This window comes from Arthrobacter sp. Hb9-2, assembly GCF_059091165.1.
This window is the reverse complement of the sequence record NZ_JBNHGJ010000005.1, coordinates 30877-46147: the sequence shown is the minus strand read 5'-3', so window position 1 is coordinate 46147 and position 15271 is coordinate 30877. Positions and strand designations below refer to the sequence as shown.

At 57.6% G+C, this 15271-nt stretch carries 17 protein-coding genes; 2 read left to right on the top strand and 15 right to left on the bottom strand.

Annotated elements, in window-relative coordinates; genetic code table 11:
* Positions 1-22 precede the first annotated feature (22 nt).
* From AC5RV1_RS04850 to AC5RV1_RS04795, 12 genes are all read right to left on the bottom strand, one after another.
* Positions 23-232, bottom strand: coding sequence for a Flp family type IVb pilin (locus AC5RV1_RS04850; protein ID WP_493993758.1), 210 nt, complete (start codon positions 230-232; stop codon positions 23-25).
* 264 nt (positions 233-496) lie between these two features.
* Entirely contained in the window at positions 497-709 is a 213-nt protein-coding gene (locus tag AC5RV1_RS04845) for a Flp family type IVb pilin (RefSeq protein ID WP_493993757.1), read from the bottom strand.
* Positions 710-717: 8 nt separating this feature from the next.
* Entirely contained in the window at positions 718-1590 is an 873-nt protein-coding gene (locus AC5RV1_RS04840; protein ID WP_493993756.1) for a type II secretion system F family protein, read from the bottom strand.
* A gap of 10 nt (positions 1591-1600) precedes the next feature.
* Positions 1601-2554, bottom strand: a complete 954-nt coding sequence (locus AC5RV1_RS04835) for a type II secretion system F family protein (RefSeq protein WP_493993755.1) — start codon at positions 2552-2554, stop codon at positions 1601-1603.
* Positions 2554-4014, bottom strand: coding sequence for a TadA family conjugal transfer-associated ATPase (locus AC5RV1_RS04830; RefSeq protein ID WP_493993754.1), 1461 nt, complete (start codon positions 4012-4014; stop codon positions 2554-2556). Before AC5RV1_RS04830 ends, AC5RV1_RS04835 begins: the two co-directional genes overlap by 1 nt.
* Entirely contained in the window at positions 4011-5210 is a 1200-nt protein-coding gene (locus tag AC5RV1_RS04825; RefSeq protein ID WP_493993753.1) for a CpaE/TadZ family protein, read from the bottom strand. Before AC5RV1_RS04825 ends, AC5RV1_RS04830 begins: the two co-directional genes overlap by 4 nt.
* The gene (cpaB, locus tag AC5RV1_RS04820) at positions 5207-5971 is read right to left on the bottom strand and encodes a Flp pilus assembly protein CpaB (protein WP_493993752.1); all 765 of its coding nucleotides are present in this window, start codon (positions 5969-5971) and stop codon (positions 5207-5209) included. Before cpaB ends, AC5RV1_RS04825 begins: the two co-directional genes overlap by 4 nt.
* Positions 5972-5991: 20 nt before the next feature.
* Positions 5992-6996 (bottom strand): TadE/TadG family type IV pilus assembly protein, encoded by a 1005-nt coding sequence (locus AC5RV1_RS04815; RefSeq protein WP_493993751.1) that lies wholly within the window; start codon positions 6994-6996, stop codon positions 5992-5994.
* Entirely contained in the window at positions 6984-7382 is a 399-nt protein-coding gene (locus AC5RV1_RS04810; protein ID WP_493993750.1) for a TadE/TadG family type IV pilus assembly protein, read from the bottom strand. Before AC5RV1_RS04810 ends, AC5RV1_RS04815 begins: the two co-directional genes overlap by 13 nt.
* An 85-nt stretch (positions 7383-7467) precedes the next feature.
* On the bottom strand, positions 7468-7668 hold the full coding sequence (locus AC5RV1_RS04805; protein ID WP_493993749.1) for a Flp family type IVb pilin: 201 nt from the start codon (positions 7666-7668) through the stop codon (positions 7468-7470).
* 29 nt (positions 7669-7697) lie between these two features.
* On the bottom strand, positions 7698-7898 hold the full coding sequence (locus AC5RV1_RS04800; protein ID WP_493993748.1) for a Flp family type IVb pilin: 201 nt from the start codon (positions 7896-7898) through the stop codon (positions 7698-7700).
* 275 nt (positions 7899-8173) lie between these two features.
* Positions 8174-8839 (bottom strand): prepilin peptidase, encoded by a 666-nt coding sequence (locus AC5RV1_RS04795; protein WP_493993747.1) that lies wholly within the window; start codon positions 8837-8839, stop codon positions 8174-8176.
* 294 nt (positions 8840-9133) lie between these two features.
* Between AC5RV1_RS04795 and rplM the strand changes: the two genes are divergently transcribed.
* Both rplM and rpsI read left to right on the top strand, forming a co-directional pair.
* The gene (gene rplM / locus AC5RV1_RS04790; protein ID WP_015937805.1) at positions 9134-9577 is read left to right on the top strand and encodes a 50S ribosomal protein L13; all 444 of its coding nucleotides are present in this window, start codon (positions 9134-9136) and stop codon (positions 9575-9577) included.
* Positions 9578-9615: 38 nt separating this feature from the next.
* Entirely contained in the window at positions 9616-10122 is a 507-nt protein-coding gene (gene rpsI / locus AC5RV1_RS04785) for a 30S ribosomal protein S9 (protein ID WP_050684362.1), read from the top strand.
* A gap of 63 nt (positions 10123-10185) precedes the next feature.
* On the opposite strand, the gene AC5RV1_RS04780 is transcribed toward rpsI, so the two are convergent.
* The 3 genes from AC5RV1_RS04780 to AC5RV1_RS04770 form a co-directional block, all read right to left on the bottom strand.
* Positions 10186-12141 (bottom strand): ArnT family glycosyltransferase, encoded by a 1956-nt coding sequence (locus tag AC5RV1_RS04780; RefSeq protein WP_493993746.1) that lies wholly within the window; start codon positions 12139-12141, stop codon positions 10186-10188.
* Positions 12104-13909: an ArnT family glycosyltransferase gene (locus AC5RV1_RS04775; RefSeq protein ID WP_493993745.1), complete on the bottom strand. Its 1806-nt coding sequence runs from the start codon at positions 13907-13909 to the stop codon at positions 12104-12106. Before AC5RV1_RS04775 ends, AC5RV1_RS04780 begins: the two co-directional genes overlap by 38 nt.
* Before the next feature lie 80 nt (positions 13910-13989).
* Complete coding sequence (locus AC5RV1_RS04770; protein ID WP_493993744.1) at positions 13990-15228, bottom strand: bifunctional glycosyltransferase family 2/GtrA family protein; 1239 nt, start codon at positions 15226-15228, stop codon at positions 13990-13992.
* Positions 15229-15271 lie beyond the last annotated feature (43 nt).

The following is a 15271-nucleotide window of genomic DNA, read 5'->3' as shown; positions in this document are numbered from 1 at the left end:
AGGGTCCGGTATCGGACTTGTGTTAGGAGCCGGCAGCCGGAGCAGCAGGAGCAGCAGGCTTAAGGGTGTTGTTGACCGTGTCGAAGAAGCCATCCAGAGTGCCGCCCAAGGTGCTGACAGCAACGATAATGACAACGGCGATGAGGCCGACCATGATGCCGTACTCAACGGCGGTAGCGCCCTTTTCTTCGTTGCGGAGACGGATCATGAGGTTGGTGTAAAGAGAAAGCATTTTGACTCCTGAGCGAGACGGATGGCTGGCCCTGCACCAGCACTGATACGAAGTTAGCAAGCTGATTGGCCCGGAATCTGGATCTTGGAACATCCTGCGTAAAGGCTTTCACTCCCGCACTTTTCCTGCGTTTTTGCTAGGTACTTCCTGCGCTGATGCTGGGATTTCGCAGTCGGTGGGCACACAAACGGACCCCCTCGGTTCTGGGTGCCGAGGGGGTCCGGTCTATGGAGCGCCGAGCGGGCGCGAGGGGGCAAGAGACTGCTAGGGGATACCCAAAGCCGTTCTGATGCCAGTAGTGAGAAAGCCAAATGAGGAGTTCAGTAGCGAACCGAAGAGACCCACCCCAACAACAATCACAATCGCAATGAAGCCGAGGATAATGCTGTACTCCGTGGCGGTGGCGCCGCGTTCCTGATCACGGAAAGTCGTGAGTACGTGGGATAAGCCGTTCAGAAGCCATGTCAGGCGGTTCATCAGGCCTCCTAAGAAAAGGCTGCGGCGATGTTCATGACTGCCGGCCCCAACAGGATGATGAAGAGGGTCGGGAAGATGAAGAAGATGAGCGGAAACAGGATCTTCACCGGAATTTTCATCGCATGCTCCTCTGCCCGCTGACGGCGCTTTAGGCGCATTTCATGGGCTTGAATTTTCAGAACCTTTGCGATGGCAATGCCGTACGCGTCCGCCTGAACGATGGCCCGGATAAAGGATCGGAGATCGGGGACATCAACACGTTCAGACAGCGACAGGTAGGCCTCCTTGCGGGAACGTCCTACTTGCATATCCTGCAAAGTCCGGGTCATTTCGTCAGCGAGCGGCCCGCTTCCATTCTCGGCCGTTCGGGCCATCGCAGCTTCGAAACCCAAGCCGGCCTGCACGGAGATCAGCATCTGATCCAGGGTGTTGGGCAGTTCCTGCCTGATTTTCGCCCTCCGTTTCTCGGCATTGGTTCGCACCAACAGATCCGGCGCGAAGTAGCCGAACCCTACTGCGGCGAGCAAAAGGGCAAAGCGAGCGGGCGCCGGGGACGCAAGGAAGAAGAACAAACCGAAAGCCGCTCCTGCCAGCGCCAGCATGGGCTTGACCACCAAGAGGCGTTCCAGCGGCCACTCCTTGGGCCGCCCCACACCGGCAAGCTGCTTGTCCAACCACGCCACGTAACCAACTGGCGTGATCTTGCGGGCAACGGCGCTCGCATCTACGGAGAGGCTCTGCTGGGACGCGTTCCTGGCCCTCTGTCCAAGGTTTGCTTGAATGTTGCGGATGGCAACCCTGTCGGTGGCGAACACCGACCAAACCAGATACGAAATTGGGAGAACGATTGCCAGCATCGAGCCCAGTGCTATTGGTGACATGTCATTGCTCCTAGTACCTGGGTTTGATCAAGCGGCTGAGCCAGAAACCGCCGGCCGTCAGCATGACGGCCGCAACTGCCAGCATTAGATAGCCGGGCACCGTGCTCGTGAAGGTCTTCGAGTACTGGGGGTTGATAAAAATCAATGCGAAGAAGAGGACTACAGGAAGCCCCATGAGGACGCCTGCGGACATTTTTCCTTCGGCACTCAGGGCTTTTACCTGCCGGCGGATCTGGTTTCGGTCGCGGATAGTTTCGCCAACATGATCCAATACCTCCGCCAGATCTCCACCAACCTCGCGGTGAATTTCGATCGCTTGTGAGATCCAAGCGAAGTCTTCGCTGCCGGTCCGTGCGGAGACATCCATCATCGATTCGCCGAGGTCCCGGCCGATCCTGGTCTCGTTGACAATTCGGCTTAGCTCTTCAGACATTGGCGCATCGGACTCGCGTGCTGACGCATCGATGGCGCGGAGGAGGCTGTGGCCGGCACGCATACTGCCGGTTAACATCTGCAGCGTATCGGGCAACTGTTCGTCGAACTTGCCTTTGCGTCTCGACGTCAACACAGAGAGATAGGCGAGCATGGCCGCGGGGACGACCGCGAGTGCCAGCAGTGCGAAGAAAAGGCCGCCCAACAAGAAGGCAAGAACGGCGCCGGCCACTGCGCCTGCCCCCATCATCAAGAGGAAATCCGCCGGCTGGGCCTTCAGCCCGGCGCGCTCGAGCCGTTCCCGACTGACCAGGAAGTCGTTCTTCCCTTTCAGTCTCTTGTTGATCGCGCCGACGGCGGTATCGGTGAGAAGGGTGAGCCTGGAAGCAGCGGCCGCGACGTCCGGACGGCGTCTTTCCATCGGAATTACGTGCTTGGACTTAAGGACCACTGTGAACAGTAGGATGACGGCTGCAAAAATCAACAGCACTCCCAGAACCATAGGTGCGACTGAGTCCTCCGGTACCGCCATCACCGGCTCCTGACTGCCTGGGCACCGAACACAGCTGGAGAAATCTTGATGCCCAGTTCCTCGAACCGGTCTGTAAAGCGTGGCCGGACCCCTGTCGGAATTGGCTTCCCCAAGAAGCGACCATTGGCGTCAATGCCTGCTGAGTAGTCGAAGACGAAGGCGTCCTGAAGGGTCACGATGTCTCCTTCCATGCCCTGGACTTCGGTCACATGAGTCACCCGTCGGGATCCGTCCCGGAGCCTGGAGATGTGAACGATGAGGTTCACCGCCGAAGCAATTTGCTCGCGAATTGCCCGCAACGGAAGATCCATGCCGGCCATCAGCACGAGGGTTTCCAACCGGGCCACGGCATCTCGTGGAGAGTTCGCGTGAACAGTTGAAATCGAGCCGTCATGGCCGGTGTTCATTGCTTGAAGCATGTCCAGCGACTCACCTCCACGGACTTCTCCCACGACGATCCGGTCAGGCCTCATACGCAACGAGTTGCGGACCAGGTCGCGAATTGAAACTTCGCCTTTTCCTTCGATGTTGGCCGGCCGGCTTTCGAGCCTGACAACGTGATCCTGTTGAAGCTGCAGCTCGACTGCGTCCTCAATAGTCACGATCCGGTCCGAAGCCGGGATGAAGGAAGACAGAACGTTCAACATCGTGGTTTTGCCAGTGCCGGTACCGCCGGAAACGATGATATTCATCTTGGCCAGCACACATGCTCTGAGGAGCTCGGCCATCTCGGGGGAAAGGCTTCCGAAACCAATAAGTTTCTCAACCGTGAGCGCTTCTCGTGAGAACTTTCTAATCGTCAGGGAAGCCCCGTTTACCGCCAACGGCGGGATGATTGCGTTGACACGTGAACCGTCGGGGAGCCTGGCGTCGACCAAAGGGGAAGATTCGTCGATCCGACGGCCAATTCGTGTCACGATGCGCTCGATGACTCGCCGCAAGGCATCTTCGCTTGTGAACTTGGTATCTGTGAGGAACAGCTGGCCTTGGCGTTCCACGTAAATCTGGTCCGCTCGGTTCACCATAATTTCGGTGACGCTTGAGTCGTCCAGGTAGCGCTGCATGGGGCCGTGGCCGAGGACGTCGTCAATGATCTCGCGGGTCAGTCGCTGGCGTTCCCCCTGCGACAACGGAACCTGTTCTTCATCGACGACGGCCCTCAGCTCATCCTTGACGAACTGATGGAGCTCAGTTTCTTCCAAGGAGGAGTCAGTAATCCGGGAACCTAGCCGCTCATACAAAGCCTGGCTCGCCCGCTCCTTAAGCCCAGCCAGCGCTTCGCTTGCACTACCCTCGGTGAGCTCCACGTGGGTGGAAGCCTGAGACTGTTCAGCCGCTTGTGCTTGCTGCAAAGCGCTGAGGGTAGCTGCGGGGACCTGCGGAACCGAGGATACTGGCGCGACTACATCGGCGCTCGTTCCGTCGGAGCGCAGCTTGGCAAATCGATTTGAGAGTGTCACTGCACTACCGCCCTTCGGTGGAGCTTCTTACGGGGGGCTTCCCAGTTTGGTTTGAAGCGCTCAACCAGATGTCTGAGGCCCTTGGCTGCAGGGTCCCTGCTTCCGTCCTGCAGGAGAGGAACACCCTTGTTTGTTGAAAAGGGAACTGTCCGCGAACGGGGGAGCACGATATCAACGGGAGCGCCGATTGTGGCTTCCACGTCCTGGACGGTGAGGCCAGTTTTGCGGTCGGCCATGTTGAGGACAACATGCCTGTTGTCAGGGAGGAGATCAAGTTCCGAGAGAATCTGGAATCCCGTCCTCAGACCGCGGATGCTGGGGATGTCCATGCCACAAACCCAAACTGCATCCGTGGCCTGCTCGAGGGTTGCCAGGACGTGCTCACCAAGTCCTGGGGCTGTATCCACCACTACATACTGGAATTCAGCCCGCAGTTGACGCAGCAGGTGGCTTACGTGATCTCCCGTGATCCTGTCCATCTCGATGGGGTTGCGAGGGGCGCACAAGACGTAGATGTTTCCGGGATGAAGAGACAGATACGTCTTGAGGACCATGGCGTCCTGGCTCGCTGCTCCCACCACGGCGTCGGTGATAGTGAAATCAGGGTCTAACAGCAGGCCACTGGCAATGTCGCCGAACTGAAGATCGAGGTCCACCACCACTACGCTCATCGGAGCTATCTGCCCCAGCCCGATGGCCAGGTTACTCGCGATCGTGGTCTTGCCAACGCCGCCCTTCGGCGACATTACCGCCACCACCCGTCCGCCTTCGGTAGTTGGCCGCTCCGCGGTGTTGGGACTGAGTCCGCGCCGTCGTCCCGCGGCTGCCAGACTCGCACGCTCTACTAAAGCGCGGACCTGATCCGTGTCAGCGGAAGGTGGAATGAGGTCTCTGATGCCCGACCGCATCGCGTTCAAGGCAAGTTCTCCGTCGTCGTCCGCCGCCAGCACGATGCTGATTTCCGGGTACTGGAGATCCATCACGGCCGCGAACTTGAGGGCCTCGTCCCGGGGCAAACCCGGCCCAAGGATCAGTACTTCTGGCGGTTCGCCAGCCTGCTGCCGAAGGATGTCATCCGGGGACTCGGGCAGGTATGCGGCCTGGAAGAACTGCAGTGATCCGCTCAGCGGAGCCACTGATGCCCGAACCTTTCGCTCGTAGTCCACGGACGGGGAAATCAAAATGAAGCGGCTCATTTGAATACCTTTGTCTGATTGACAACGCCGTTGGTGCCCTCTGTGGCATCAGCTGGCTCTTTGGACAGGTAGATCTTTCCGAACTCGGCCGCATACACCAGCTTCTCGGTGTCCACGGCGTTCCGCGCGAAAGTGACCAGATAGGAATCGCTGGAGGTCTGTGCGTCCTTGTCGGCGTTCAAAGACCCCGTGGAGCTGGCTTGGGTGGCCTGGGCCTGAGTTTGAGCGGCCGCCCCCGAACTGAACTGCACCGCCGTGACCAATACCTTGTGGAAAATTAACTGCGTCCCGCTTGCACCGCCGGCGTCAGCCATGGAGATAAAGACCCCTACCGTGTCGCCGGCCTGGATTTTGCCGCCTACCACTCGTTCGATTCCGAGCCGGAGGGTGATCTCCTGCAGTCCGGCAGGCACCGCGACCCGCGCCGGACCGAGATATGCGTTCGCATCGACCAGTCGGCTGTTTAGCAGTTGCTCGCCAGGAACGAGGGCCACTGAGGTGACCATTGAACCGAGCGCCCCCAGGTCCTGGACCCCGTCAGCTGCGACGGCAGTGCGCGGGACGGGTTTCGTGATGACGTATTGAGAGAGCTGACTGGCCGGCGTTCCGGCCGGCACCTCCTGTTTAACAACCAGGACGTCCTGAGTTTCCGTGTTCGCCAAAGCGCGGCGGTCCGCGCCTTGCACGTAATTGAAAAGAAGGACCGTGCCTATGATTGCGACAACCAATGCGGCAATGCCTCCCAGTAGGCGTGCTTTCATTACTTTCCCCTTTGGTGGAACTATTTGATGAGTCGAATTTCCGAAGTGCCCAGGTCCACACCGCCGGGGACAATGCTTCCGGACCCAATAGCAGTGAACTTGACGAATTGACCAATGATGCAGCGGTCATTGCCGCCGCTGCAGGCCAGGGAGCTGTTCATCCCCGGGTCGCTGGCAGTGTTACGGAACTCGTAGACTCCGTTGTTGCCAAACTTCCAACCCCAGATCTTGAAAGAGGCGTAGCCGATGATGTGGAAGGAGCCGTTTTGGCCGTTGCCGGTGGCGACATCGAAGACTGGAAATGGGACTTTGACTTCTCCACCGGCCAGCAGCGTGGTCTTCCAGTTATCAAGAATGGTTGCGCAGCCGCTAGGAGGATTGTTGCCAGGGTCTGAGCCCATGTCATTGGTGCCAACATGAGTAATGGCGTTGCACGGTGAACTTTCGTCGAGCCAGCCCCATCCACCGGGAATCTGCGTTCCGGACGGACCTGTGCATGTACCCCCAGGCTTGTAGGACATCTTTTGTACTTCGGCAGTCTGGCTACCGGAGGCTAGATTGAAGCAGTTGTCCGACAAAGCCAAGGGGAAGCCCGATCCGCTTCCTGGCACTCCCGCCCCGGCCGTCGCCTGAGCGCCAACCGTGACTGGGCCGGCATTGATCGCCGAAGCGAAAAAGTTCGTCAGAAAACTCGATGAGCCATTCTTCGTCGATGTGGTGACAGTGACTAGTCCGGGCACAGTGAGATCGACGGCCGCGGTGCTGGCGGCGTCGTTCGAATTGGAGTTGGCCAGGCCATTCGCCAAGGCTGAATTGCAGGTCCCCTGTTTGCAACTTAGCGCCACAGCCAGGGCGCCTGCGTCGGCGCCATTTTGCAGCTGGGCGCGTTCGGCGTATATCTGCCCGACGTCAACTGCCATTGCGCCGGCACCGATGAGAACAAGCATCATGACAGCAACCGTTACCCCGGCCGCTCCGCGTTCACCTGATCGTGCACGCCTAACCCTGGTGATTAACCGCCGCATTGCATGGCCCCTTTGCCTGAGACTGTGAGAGTGGACCCAAAAAATCCGGTCAGTGATGAGCCGCTGTACTTGACGGTTACGACAGCGTTCGCGGTTGGGGTTGCAGCGGGGCACGTCGCTGCTGAGTAGTCGAACGTCAAGAGCGAAGCATTGATTGAGGGCGCACCTGCCTTACCGGCAGCAGTTGCCTTCGCCGCGTCCTTTGTGATTGCCATAGTCCTGGCCGCTTCACGTGAAGCCTGAGTAACGGACACCTGAACGTTGTAAGCGTTAGAAAATTCGACGATGGCGATAATCATCGCGACCAAGATCGGGGCGACGAGGGCGAACTCGACGGCCACTGCGCCTTGCTCGTCGTGTTTCCGAGTTTTATGGCTGCGTTTCAACGGGTCCCCCTCGACGGTTGCAGCGTGGGCTTTAAGTGCGGTGTGCCGCGCCTTTTGTGAGCACGGCACACCGTTTCCTATTGACCTACCAGCCGCCCACAGTTGTTGCGAGGCTGCTGAAGAAGGTTTGGAGGTTGGTTCCGAAAAGGGTTACTCCGGCAACGATCACCAAGGCGATCAAACCCACAAGGAGCGAGTACTCTGTCGCCGTAGCGCCCTTTTCGTGGGAAAAGATGGCCCGCAAAGCGATGACGAGTTCGTGAAGGGAATCATTGATTCGAGACATGGCGTGGTCCTTTTGGTTGATACGTGCTGTCACCAGCCGCCGACCCTCATGGCCAGGCTGCTGAAGAAGGTCTGAAGGTTAGTGCCAAACAGCGTCACGCCAGCGACGATGACGAGGGCGATAAGGCCGACGAGCAGTGAGTACTCGGTGGCCGTTGCGCCCTTTTCGGATTCGAACCGATCCTTGATGCCAGCAACAAAAGCCATCATCGAGACCATAAGAGAAGTCATTGTAGTTTCCTTTAATTCGGTGAAATGGTGAGTTGATTTCAACGAATTTCCAGCTGCCCCCATAAATCCTTAGCGGCTGGACTTCGCTAAGAAGAGATTGTCATTCGGCGGCAAGGGCAACAATGCGTAGTAGTACTCGACTTTTTCCAAGGATGCCAAAAGTACGTACTTGAAAGGCGGGGGCAGTACTTAGAAAGGAAAGCAAGTACACGGGCCTACTACTTGGACCTGAGGCGCGCTTGACCGAGCCAGAGCCCGAAAGATCGCTCAGGGAGCTAGGTGAGGAAGAGGGCGGCAGCCGCCGTGGCGCCGAGCATCGAGGGGCCGTGGGCCACCTCTGTGGCTTTGTTCCGGCCTTTTCTGCCCAGGACCAGTATCGTGACGAGGCCGTTTAGGATAAAGCCCAGGAGTCCGCCATAGAGCAGTTGACTCCAGCCTAGGTACCCAAGGTAAAGGCCGACGGGTGCCGCAAGCTTCACGTCGCCCATCCCGATGGCGCCGGGGGAAATTAGCCCCAAAACGAGGTAGCCAACAAACATAATGACGGACCCTAGTACCGAACGCAGGAGGTCATCAGCCTGCTTATTTAATAGGCCCGGCATCAAGAAAAGAAAGAAACCGCCCGCGAGTAGCATTAATACGAGCGGGTTGGGCAGCAAATGCAGTGCGACGTCGATGCGGGCAAGCTGTACGCCAAGCGCTGCCAGGAATATAAAAGCCGGCAGGGCGAGACCCATTCCAAACCGCAAACTAAAGGCCGCGCACGCGAGGCCGGTAAGTGTCGCCGTCGTGATCCGGGCGTGACGGTTGGGAAGGGCGCCCAATCGGGGAAGATGCTTGGCGATGAGTACTTCTGCGACAGGGGAGAGGACCAAGCCCAAGATGGCGGCGCCAACGACCAGGAGCCAGTCGGCAGAACCCCCATTACTTGTTGCAAACACTGCGACCCCCTGCGTCCGTCAGGCCGGCAGGTGCTGAAACGGCCTCCGGTTACCCCATTTTGACCCTGAACCCCTTAACACGCTAATCTTGGTAGTCGTTGTGCGTGTCCTATTCCGATGGTGCGTGCCCGCTGAGAATCCGGTTGCAGGATGACTCCTCAACGTGCACATTCGGAACCACAGGATGACTGGTTACATAGAGCCCTCACCTCTGTTCCGGTAGCGCATAGATAGTAGGTGCACGAGCTAGTGACACCTAAACCAGAACGCCAGAATAAGAACGAGGCAAACACCGTGCGTACGTACACCCCGAAGCCCGGCGATATCAACCGCCAGTGGCACGTCATTGACGCCACAGACGTTGTCCTTGGTCGTCTCGCGAGCCAGACCGCAATCCTGCTGCGCGGCAAGCACAAGGCCACCTTTGCATCCCACATGGACATGGGCGACTTCGTCATCATCATCAACGCTGAAAAGGTTGCCCTCACCGGCGCCAAGCTGGAGCAGAAGCGCGCTTACCGCCACTCCGGCTACCCGGGCGGCCTGACCTCCGTCAACTACGCGGAACTGCTGGAATCCAACCCGGTCCGCGCCGTTGAGAAGGCCATCAAGGGCATGCTCCCCAAGAACTCCCTCGCTGCCCAGCAGCTGGGCAAGCTGAAGGTGTACCGCGGTGCTGAGCACCCGCACGCCGCCCAGCAGCCCAAGACTTTCGAAATCACCCAGGTCGCCCAGTAGTCCTGGCCACCAAACAACTTATCTATACAAGGAGAATCGTGGCTCAGAACGAAGAGACCACCGAAGCCGTTGAGGCTGAGGAAACCCTGACCAGCTACACCTCTGAAAGCTCAGCTGCTGACGCCGCTGCGCCGAAGAAGGAGCGCCCGGCACTGACCGTTGCCGGCGCAGCTGTTGGTCGCCGCAAGGAAGCCGTTGCACGCGTTCGCGTTGTTCCCGGCTCCGGCAAGTGGACCATCAACGGCCGCGCGCTGGACAACTACTTCCCGAACAAGCTGCACCAGCAGGACGTCAACGAGCCCTTCAAGATCCTGGATCTCGAAGGTGCCTACGACGTTATCGCCCGTATCCACGGCGGTGGCATTTCCGGCCAGGCCGGTGCCTTGCGCCTCGGCATCGCCCGTTCGCTGAACGAGATCGACGTCGAGAACAACCGCGCCACCCTGAAGAAGGCCGGCTACCTCTCACGTGACGCCCGCGTCATCGAGCGTAAGAAGGCTGGCCTCAAGAAGGCCCGTAAGGCTCAGCAGTACTCCAAGCGCTAAATCCGCTTACACAGAAGCCCGTCCCGCCATTGGCGGGACGGGCTTTTTGCGACTGCTGAACTTTTATTCCCTCTTTAATAAATAGACGGTCGTGCTACCGAGCCTTTCCGAAGAGAAATTGTTGTGGACCCACCTCGATATTGCCGCACTTTCTGAGTTCGTTTCTTGAACTGCAACGAAGGCTTCTTGTTGAATGAAGTAGCATATCTCTCCTTCTGAAACTCTGGCCGCAAATTCCTCCACTGTGGGTGACGGGTCTAGGCCTGCAAAGCCGCCTAATGGCATGACAGGGCGATTCGATTCAAGTTGAAGACGCGCCGCTGTCTGGCTGGCATAGCTGGCCGCTGCCCATGTACAAGTGGTTTCTTTTAGGGCGTCGATTACTTGCCAATCAGGGTCTCTTCCGAACGCGATGTCGTGTCCCCACGTGAGTTCGTTGGTTTGCATTGCTTCCAGCATGTGGCTGATGGCAGCAGGGTTTTTGGAAGGGACTCCCGACCACGGATTGGAACCGCTGAACGCTACGGTCACGTTATGGACCGAAGTCATCACCGGTCCGCACAAGACTGACACGAGGAGTAGGCAGGCAGCGACCAGTTCAACTTTGATCGTGGGGGGCTTGATCGCTAAGGCCGATAGGCCAAGGATGCCTAAAACCAGGATCACCCCTGGCAGCCAAATGGGCCACTCAGTAAGGCCCCCTAAGATGAGCCAAGACGTAATCAACATGCTCAACGCCACTACGGATCCGACTAGACGAACCATTTTCTCTGTGGAGTTTCGAATGAGCTCATCGGTAAACATTCCTACAGTCAAAGCGAGAGGTGGCGCCAGCGCCGCAGTGTAGTACGTATGGATTTGATCGCCCATGAAGCTCAACAGTACGTATGCCGTCACCAACCATCCCACTGAGATAACCACCAGCGTACGGAACCCGGCCGTCTTCGGCAGTTTTTTCCAGCGAGTGACGAGGACGACTGCTGCCAATAGAGTTCCGAAGAGCAGCCAAGATGCTTCCTGATTGTAATTGGCGTTGAGCAACCTCAGGAGCCCGGCATCGCTGTCCGCCGTGGTGTAATGGCTCGGAACAGCCATCGTTTTCGGCACTTCCGCGCCGCCCAGAATCCGGCCAATGCCGTTGTAGCCGACTGTTAACTCCCATACGCTGTCAGAGGGCGACCCTCCGACATATGGTCTACTTTCTGCGGGAATTGAATCAACGATAGTCATCCACAACCCACCAGAAACGACTAGTGCTCCAATTGCTGCGATTGTTGTTCGAAGTCTCAACGCCCAGCTTGTCGGGCCTAGAAACAGATAGGCCATACCGCAAGCCGGTACACAGAGCAACCCTTGAAGTTGTTTCGTCATGAACGCTAGCCCGAGAAAACCGCCCGCAACAATGAACCACCGGCCGCGGCCGGTGCAGATGCTTTTTACCACGAACCATGCCGCCCCCGTCATCAAGAACAGCATGAGTGGATCGGGGTTATTGTAACGCGACATCAAAGTGACTATGGGGGTAGTGAAAAAGACCATGGAAGCCAGCAGCGCAGCAATACCCGAAACGCAGTGTTTGAGGATGAGATAGATCAGCAGCGTCGTGCCCACGCCCAATGCGACCTGCGGGAGGAGCATCCCTGCTGGACTAAAACCAAATAGCCTGACTGAAACCCCCATCAGCCACAGACTCAATGGGGGTTTATCAACCGTAATCGAGTTACCCCAGTCTGAGGAACCGAAAAAGAATGCCTGGGCATCCATAGTTCCAGACTGGACAGCTGCCGAGTAGAAGTAATTCGCCCAACCGTTTGCACTTAGGTTCCAGCTATAGAGAACTGTGTTAGCAAGCAAGAGGAACAGCAGTGCTGGCCTCTCCCATGGCGGGTCAGCTGCGCTGCCCCGCCACAGAAAACGGACCCTGAACCTTGCAGTCTCGTTGGTCGACTTGACCAGCTGGAAGAAGGCAGCCTTGACCGGGCTATCCCCGTAGATCGTAGAATCTGACACCGTCAACATTCCGCTCCTCGAAGTTTTCCGCGACCCAACCCGATATGTCGATTGTTTCCTGACTAAGTTCCCCTCGGTCCAGCAGATCCTGCTGCCAGATGAAGTAGCCAATCCTGTGCTCGCGTACTAGTTCTTTGAATTTGCCCAGCGTCGGTGCGGGGTCGGTCCCGAGCCAGCCACCTAGCGGAATTACCGGGCGCCCAGATTCCAGTTGGTATAGAGCTGCGTTCTGCGCGGGGTAGGTCGCTGCGGCCCAATCTTGGGAGCCTGCCGTTTCGCGCATTAGATCCAAGTAGGCTTCCGCAGGTGCTGCGCCGTACGCCGTTTGGAGTGCCCAGGCTGGATTCCCGGTCCTAACACGCTCTAAATTTCGTGATATTGCTCTGGGATCATTGGCGATGGGACCAGACTGCGGGTTTGTGCCTTTCTGTGGGATCGACAAGGTGTAACTGTTAGCGCCCACCGGACCAATCAAAAGAGTGCAAGCCACAATTGCAAGCGTGGCGCGCTTCGCAACCGATGATTTGCTCCACATCCAGCCGGCTACCGCGGCGGTTCCACTGACAGTCACTATCACGCGGAACCATAAGGGCCATTCATCGCTGTAGTTGAATATCCTAATCGTCATGTATGCGGTGGCACCGATCAAGACTGCTCCCGTCAGCCTGAGAATCGGCCTGTTCCGCCGTTGCCACATGACATAGAGACCAATCGGAAGTACAAGAGCGATGGGAGTTGCAAGCGAATAGGTGTAATAAGTATGAATCGCCGTTCCCATGAAGCAAAGGATTAGGAGTGCCGTTGCAAACCACACAACAGCGATAGCCGTAATGATCTTTTGGTGCTGGTTGAGCGACAGGGTGCGGTTTAGTGCCATAAGCACAATGACTAGTCCTATGGACGGGAAAAGAAGCCAGGCTATTTCAGGGGCGAAGTTACCATCGAACATTCGTGATAGCCCGCCATTATACGGCGCCAATTCGTCGTTGCTGGATTGAGGCCTGTCGCCGGTGACGGTGATGGGTACTTGAATGAAACGGCCGAGTCCGTTGTAGTCGAAGGTTAGCTCGAGAGCGCTGTTGGTCCAAGATCCACCTATGTACGGCCGTTCGGAAGCAGGCGTGATTTCTACTGCTAGTAGCCAGGCGGAGCCGGTAGCGATAAGCGATACAGCGGCAGTTGAGAGGCGTTTAACTCGGGCTCCCATGTTGCCTGTACCTAGCGTAATCACGGCAAGAGACAGGGCAGGCACAACTATTAGTGCCTGCGCCTGTTTGGCCATAAAGGCTAGTCCAAGCAATATGCCAGCAAGTGCAAATGCACGTAAACGTCCGTTTCTTGATGCTTCTACGGTGAGGTAGACCGCGGCGACCATCAAGAGACCCATCAACGGGTCCGGGTTGTTGAACCTCGACATCAAGAAAACGACCGGGGTGGCAGCGTAGATAGAACCACCTAGTAAGGCAGGAGCGGCTCCAAAAGCACGCAAGAGTAGCCGATAGACGAGGTATGTTGTTGCGATCCCCATGGCTGCTTGTGGTATAAGAAGCGACCAGCTGTTAAGGCCAAAGAGCCGAACAGATAAAGACGATACCCAAGTGCTCAGAGGCGTCTTGTCGATAGTAATAAGGTTGCCCCATTCGAAGGATCCAAAGAAAAATGACTTCCAGTCTTGGGATCCGGCTTGCGCGGCCGCTGAGTAGTAGGGATTGGCCCAGCCGTTGCGGTCCAGCCCCCAAAGGAACGATGCAGTGGTAGCGGTTAGTAGGACGGCCAAGCCGGTCCTTTCCCACGTCACGGCATTGCGAAGAGCACCGTCTTTTACAGGAGCCGCTGCCCGGCTCGCCTCGGCCACGCTCACCGCACCGGCTCCCCTGCGGGACGCAGAGCCAACACTGCAGACATTTCGCGGTTCCGCCGCACCCGGAAGACCCAGAGCCGCAGCAGGACAAACCGCATCAGCGTGGCGAGAACGTTCGCAGCGGTCAGAACCAAAAGTTCTGTCCTAGGTGCCGCCTCGGGCTGCAAGCTGTGCAGCAGCAACAACGAAGAGGAGGTCATGCTCCAGGCCAGGAGAAAGACGATCAAGCCTTGGAACTGGTGCGTGAACAGCTTCTCGGTGCCGCTGATGCCGAACGTGAATCGCCGGTTCGCAGCCGTGTTGCCAACAGCAGTTAGCAGCAGGGCTAAGAAGTTTGCCTCTTGAGAGCCGAACCGAGCTTGGAAAACGAGATATAGAAGTGCGAAAGCCAGCGTCGAAACTACGCCAACAACGCCAAAGCGCAGCACCTGGCCAAAGAAGCTGGGTCGGTCCACGGGCACAATGGGGCGACGTCCCAGTTCGGCGTAAATCGCCTGAACGGGAATCACGCCCTTGACCAAAGAACCAGCAACGCGAGCCATACCGCGAAGGTCGTCGATAGCAGTCTGTTTGATGTCCACCCGGCTGTCAGGATCATCCACCCAGTCGACCGGGATTTCGTGAATACGGAGTCCGGAACGCTCGGCAATGATCAGCAGTTCGGTGTCGAAAAACCAGCCATTATCCTCCACATGGGGGAGAAGCCGTTTGGCAACATCGGCCCGAATTGCCTTAAACCCGCACTGAGCATCCGAAAAGCGCACTTGCATGGTCCGCCGGAGCAGGAAGTTATAAGACCTGGATATGAATTCCCGCTTCGGACCTCTACTCACGCGCGAGCTTTGGCCCAGTCGCGTGCCTATGGAAATGTCGGAGTGTCCCGAAAGTAAGGGCGCAACCAGCGGTGGTAACGCTGCAAGATCGGTGGAAAGATCGACGTCCAGATAGGCGAGGACTTTCGCATCTGAAGCGCCCCAAGCATCTCTTAGCGCGAGTCCGCGGCCCTTAACCTCAAGACGGCGATATTCAACGTTCGGCATGTGCTCGCTAAGGCGAGCGGCAATCACCGGAGTCCGATCGGTGCTTGCATTATCGGCGATGGTGATTTTCCACGTCGACGGCATTTCGTGCGTCAGATATTCGGCGAGCCTTATGATGCTGGTTTCGAGTACCGCTTCTTCGTTGTAGACCGGTACAACAATTTCGAGCGCCAAGCCCCCATAGCTAGGTGTCATGCATGGATCGTACGGGCGGCAAAATGCGGATGACGAGGCTTTT

Excerpts from the sequence above, each read along its gene's own strand:
- AC5RV1_RS04800 (WP_493993748.1), bottom strand. The coding sequence starts at position 7,898 with ATGACTTCTCTTATGGTCTCGATGATGGCTTTTGTTGCTGGCATCAAG.
- AC5RV1_RS04825 (WP_493993753.1), bottom strand. The coding sequence starts at position 5,210 with ATGAGCCGCTTCATTTTGATTTCCCCGTCCGTGGACTACGAGCGAAAG.
- AC5RV1_RS04835 (WP_493993755.1), bottom strand. The coding sequence starts at position 2,554 with ATGGCGGTACCGGAGGACTCAGTCGCACCTATGGTTCTGGGAGTGCTG.
- AC5RV1_RS04780 (WP_493993746.1), bottom strand. The coding sequence starts at position 12,141 with ATGTTGACGGTGTCAGATTCTACGATCTACGGGGATAGCCCGGTCAAG.
- cpaB (WP_493993752.1), bottom strand. The coding sequence starts at position 5,971 with ATGAAAGCACGCCTACTGGGAGGCATTGCCGCATTGGTTGTCGCAATC.
- AC5RV1_RS04815 (WP_493993751.1), bottom strand. The coding sequence starts at position 6,996 with ATGCGGCGGTTAATCACCAGGGTTAGGCGTGCACGATCAGGTGAACGC.
- AC5RV1_RS04850 (WP_493993758.1), bottom strand. The coding sequence starts at position 232 with ATGCTTTCTCTTTACACCAACCTCATGATCCGTCTCCGCAACGAAGAA.
- AC5RV1_RS04840 (WP_493993756.1), bottom strand. The coding sequence starts at position 1,590 with ATGTCACCAATAGCACTGGGCTCGATGCTGGCAATCGTTCTCCCAATT.
- AC5RV1_RS04770 (WP_493993744.1), bottom strand. The coding sequence starts at position 15,228 with ATGACACCTAGCTATGGGGGCTTGGCGCTCGAAATTGTTGTACCGGTC.
- AC5RV1_RS04805 (WP_493993749.1), bottom strand. The coding sequence starts at position 7,668 with ATGTCTCGAATCAATGATTCCCTTCACGAACTCGTCATCGCTTTGCGG.
- AC5RV1_RS04845 (WP_493993757.1), bottom strand. The coding sequence starts at position 709 with ATGAACCGCCTGACATGGCTTCTGAACGGCTTATCCCACGTACTCACG.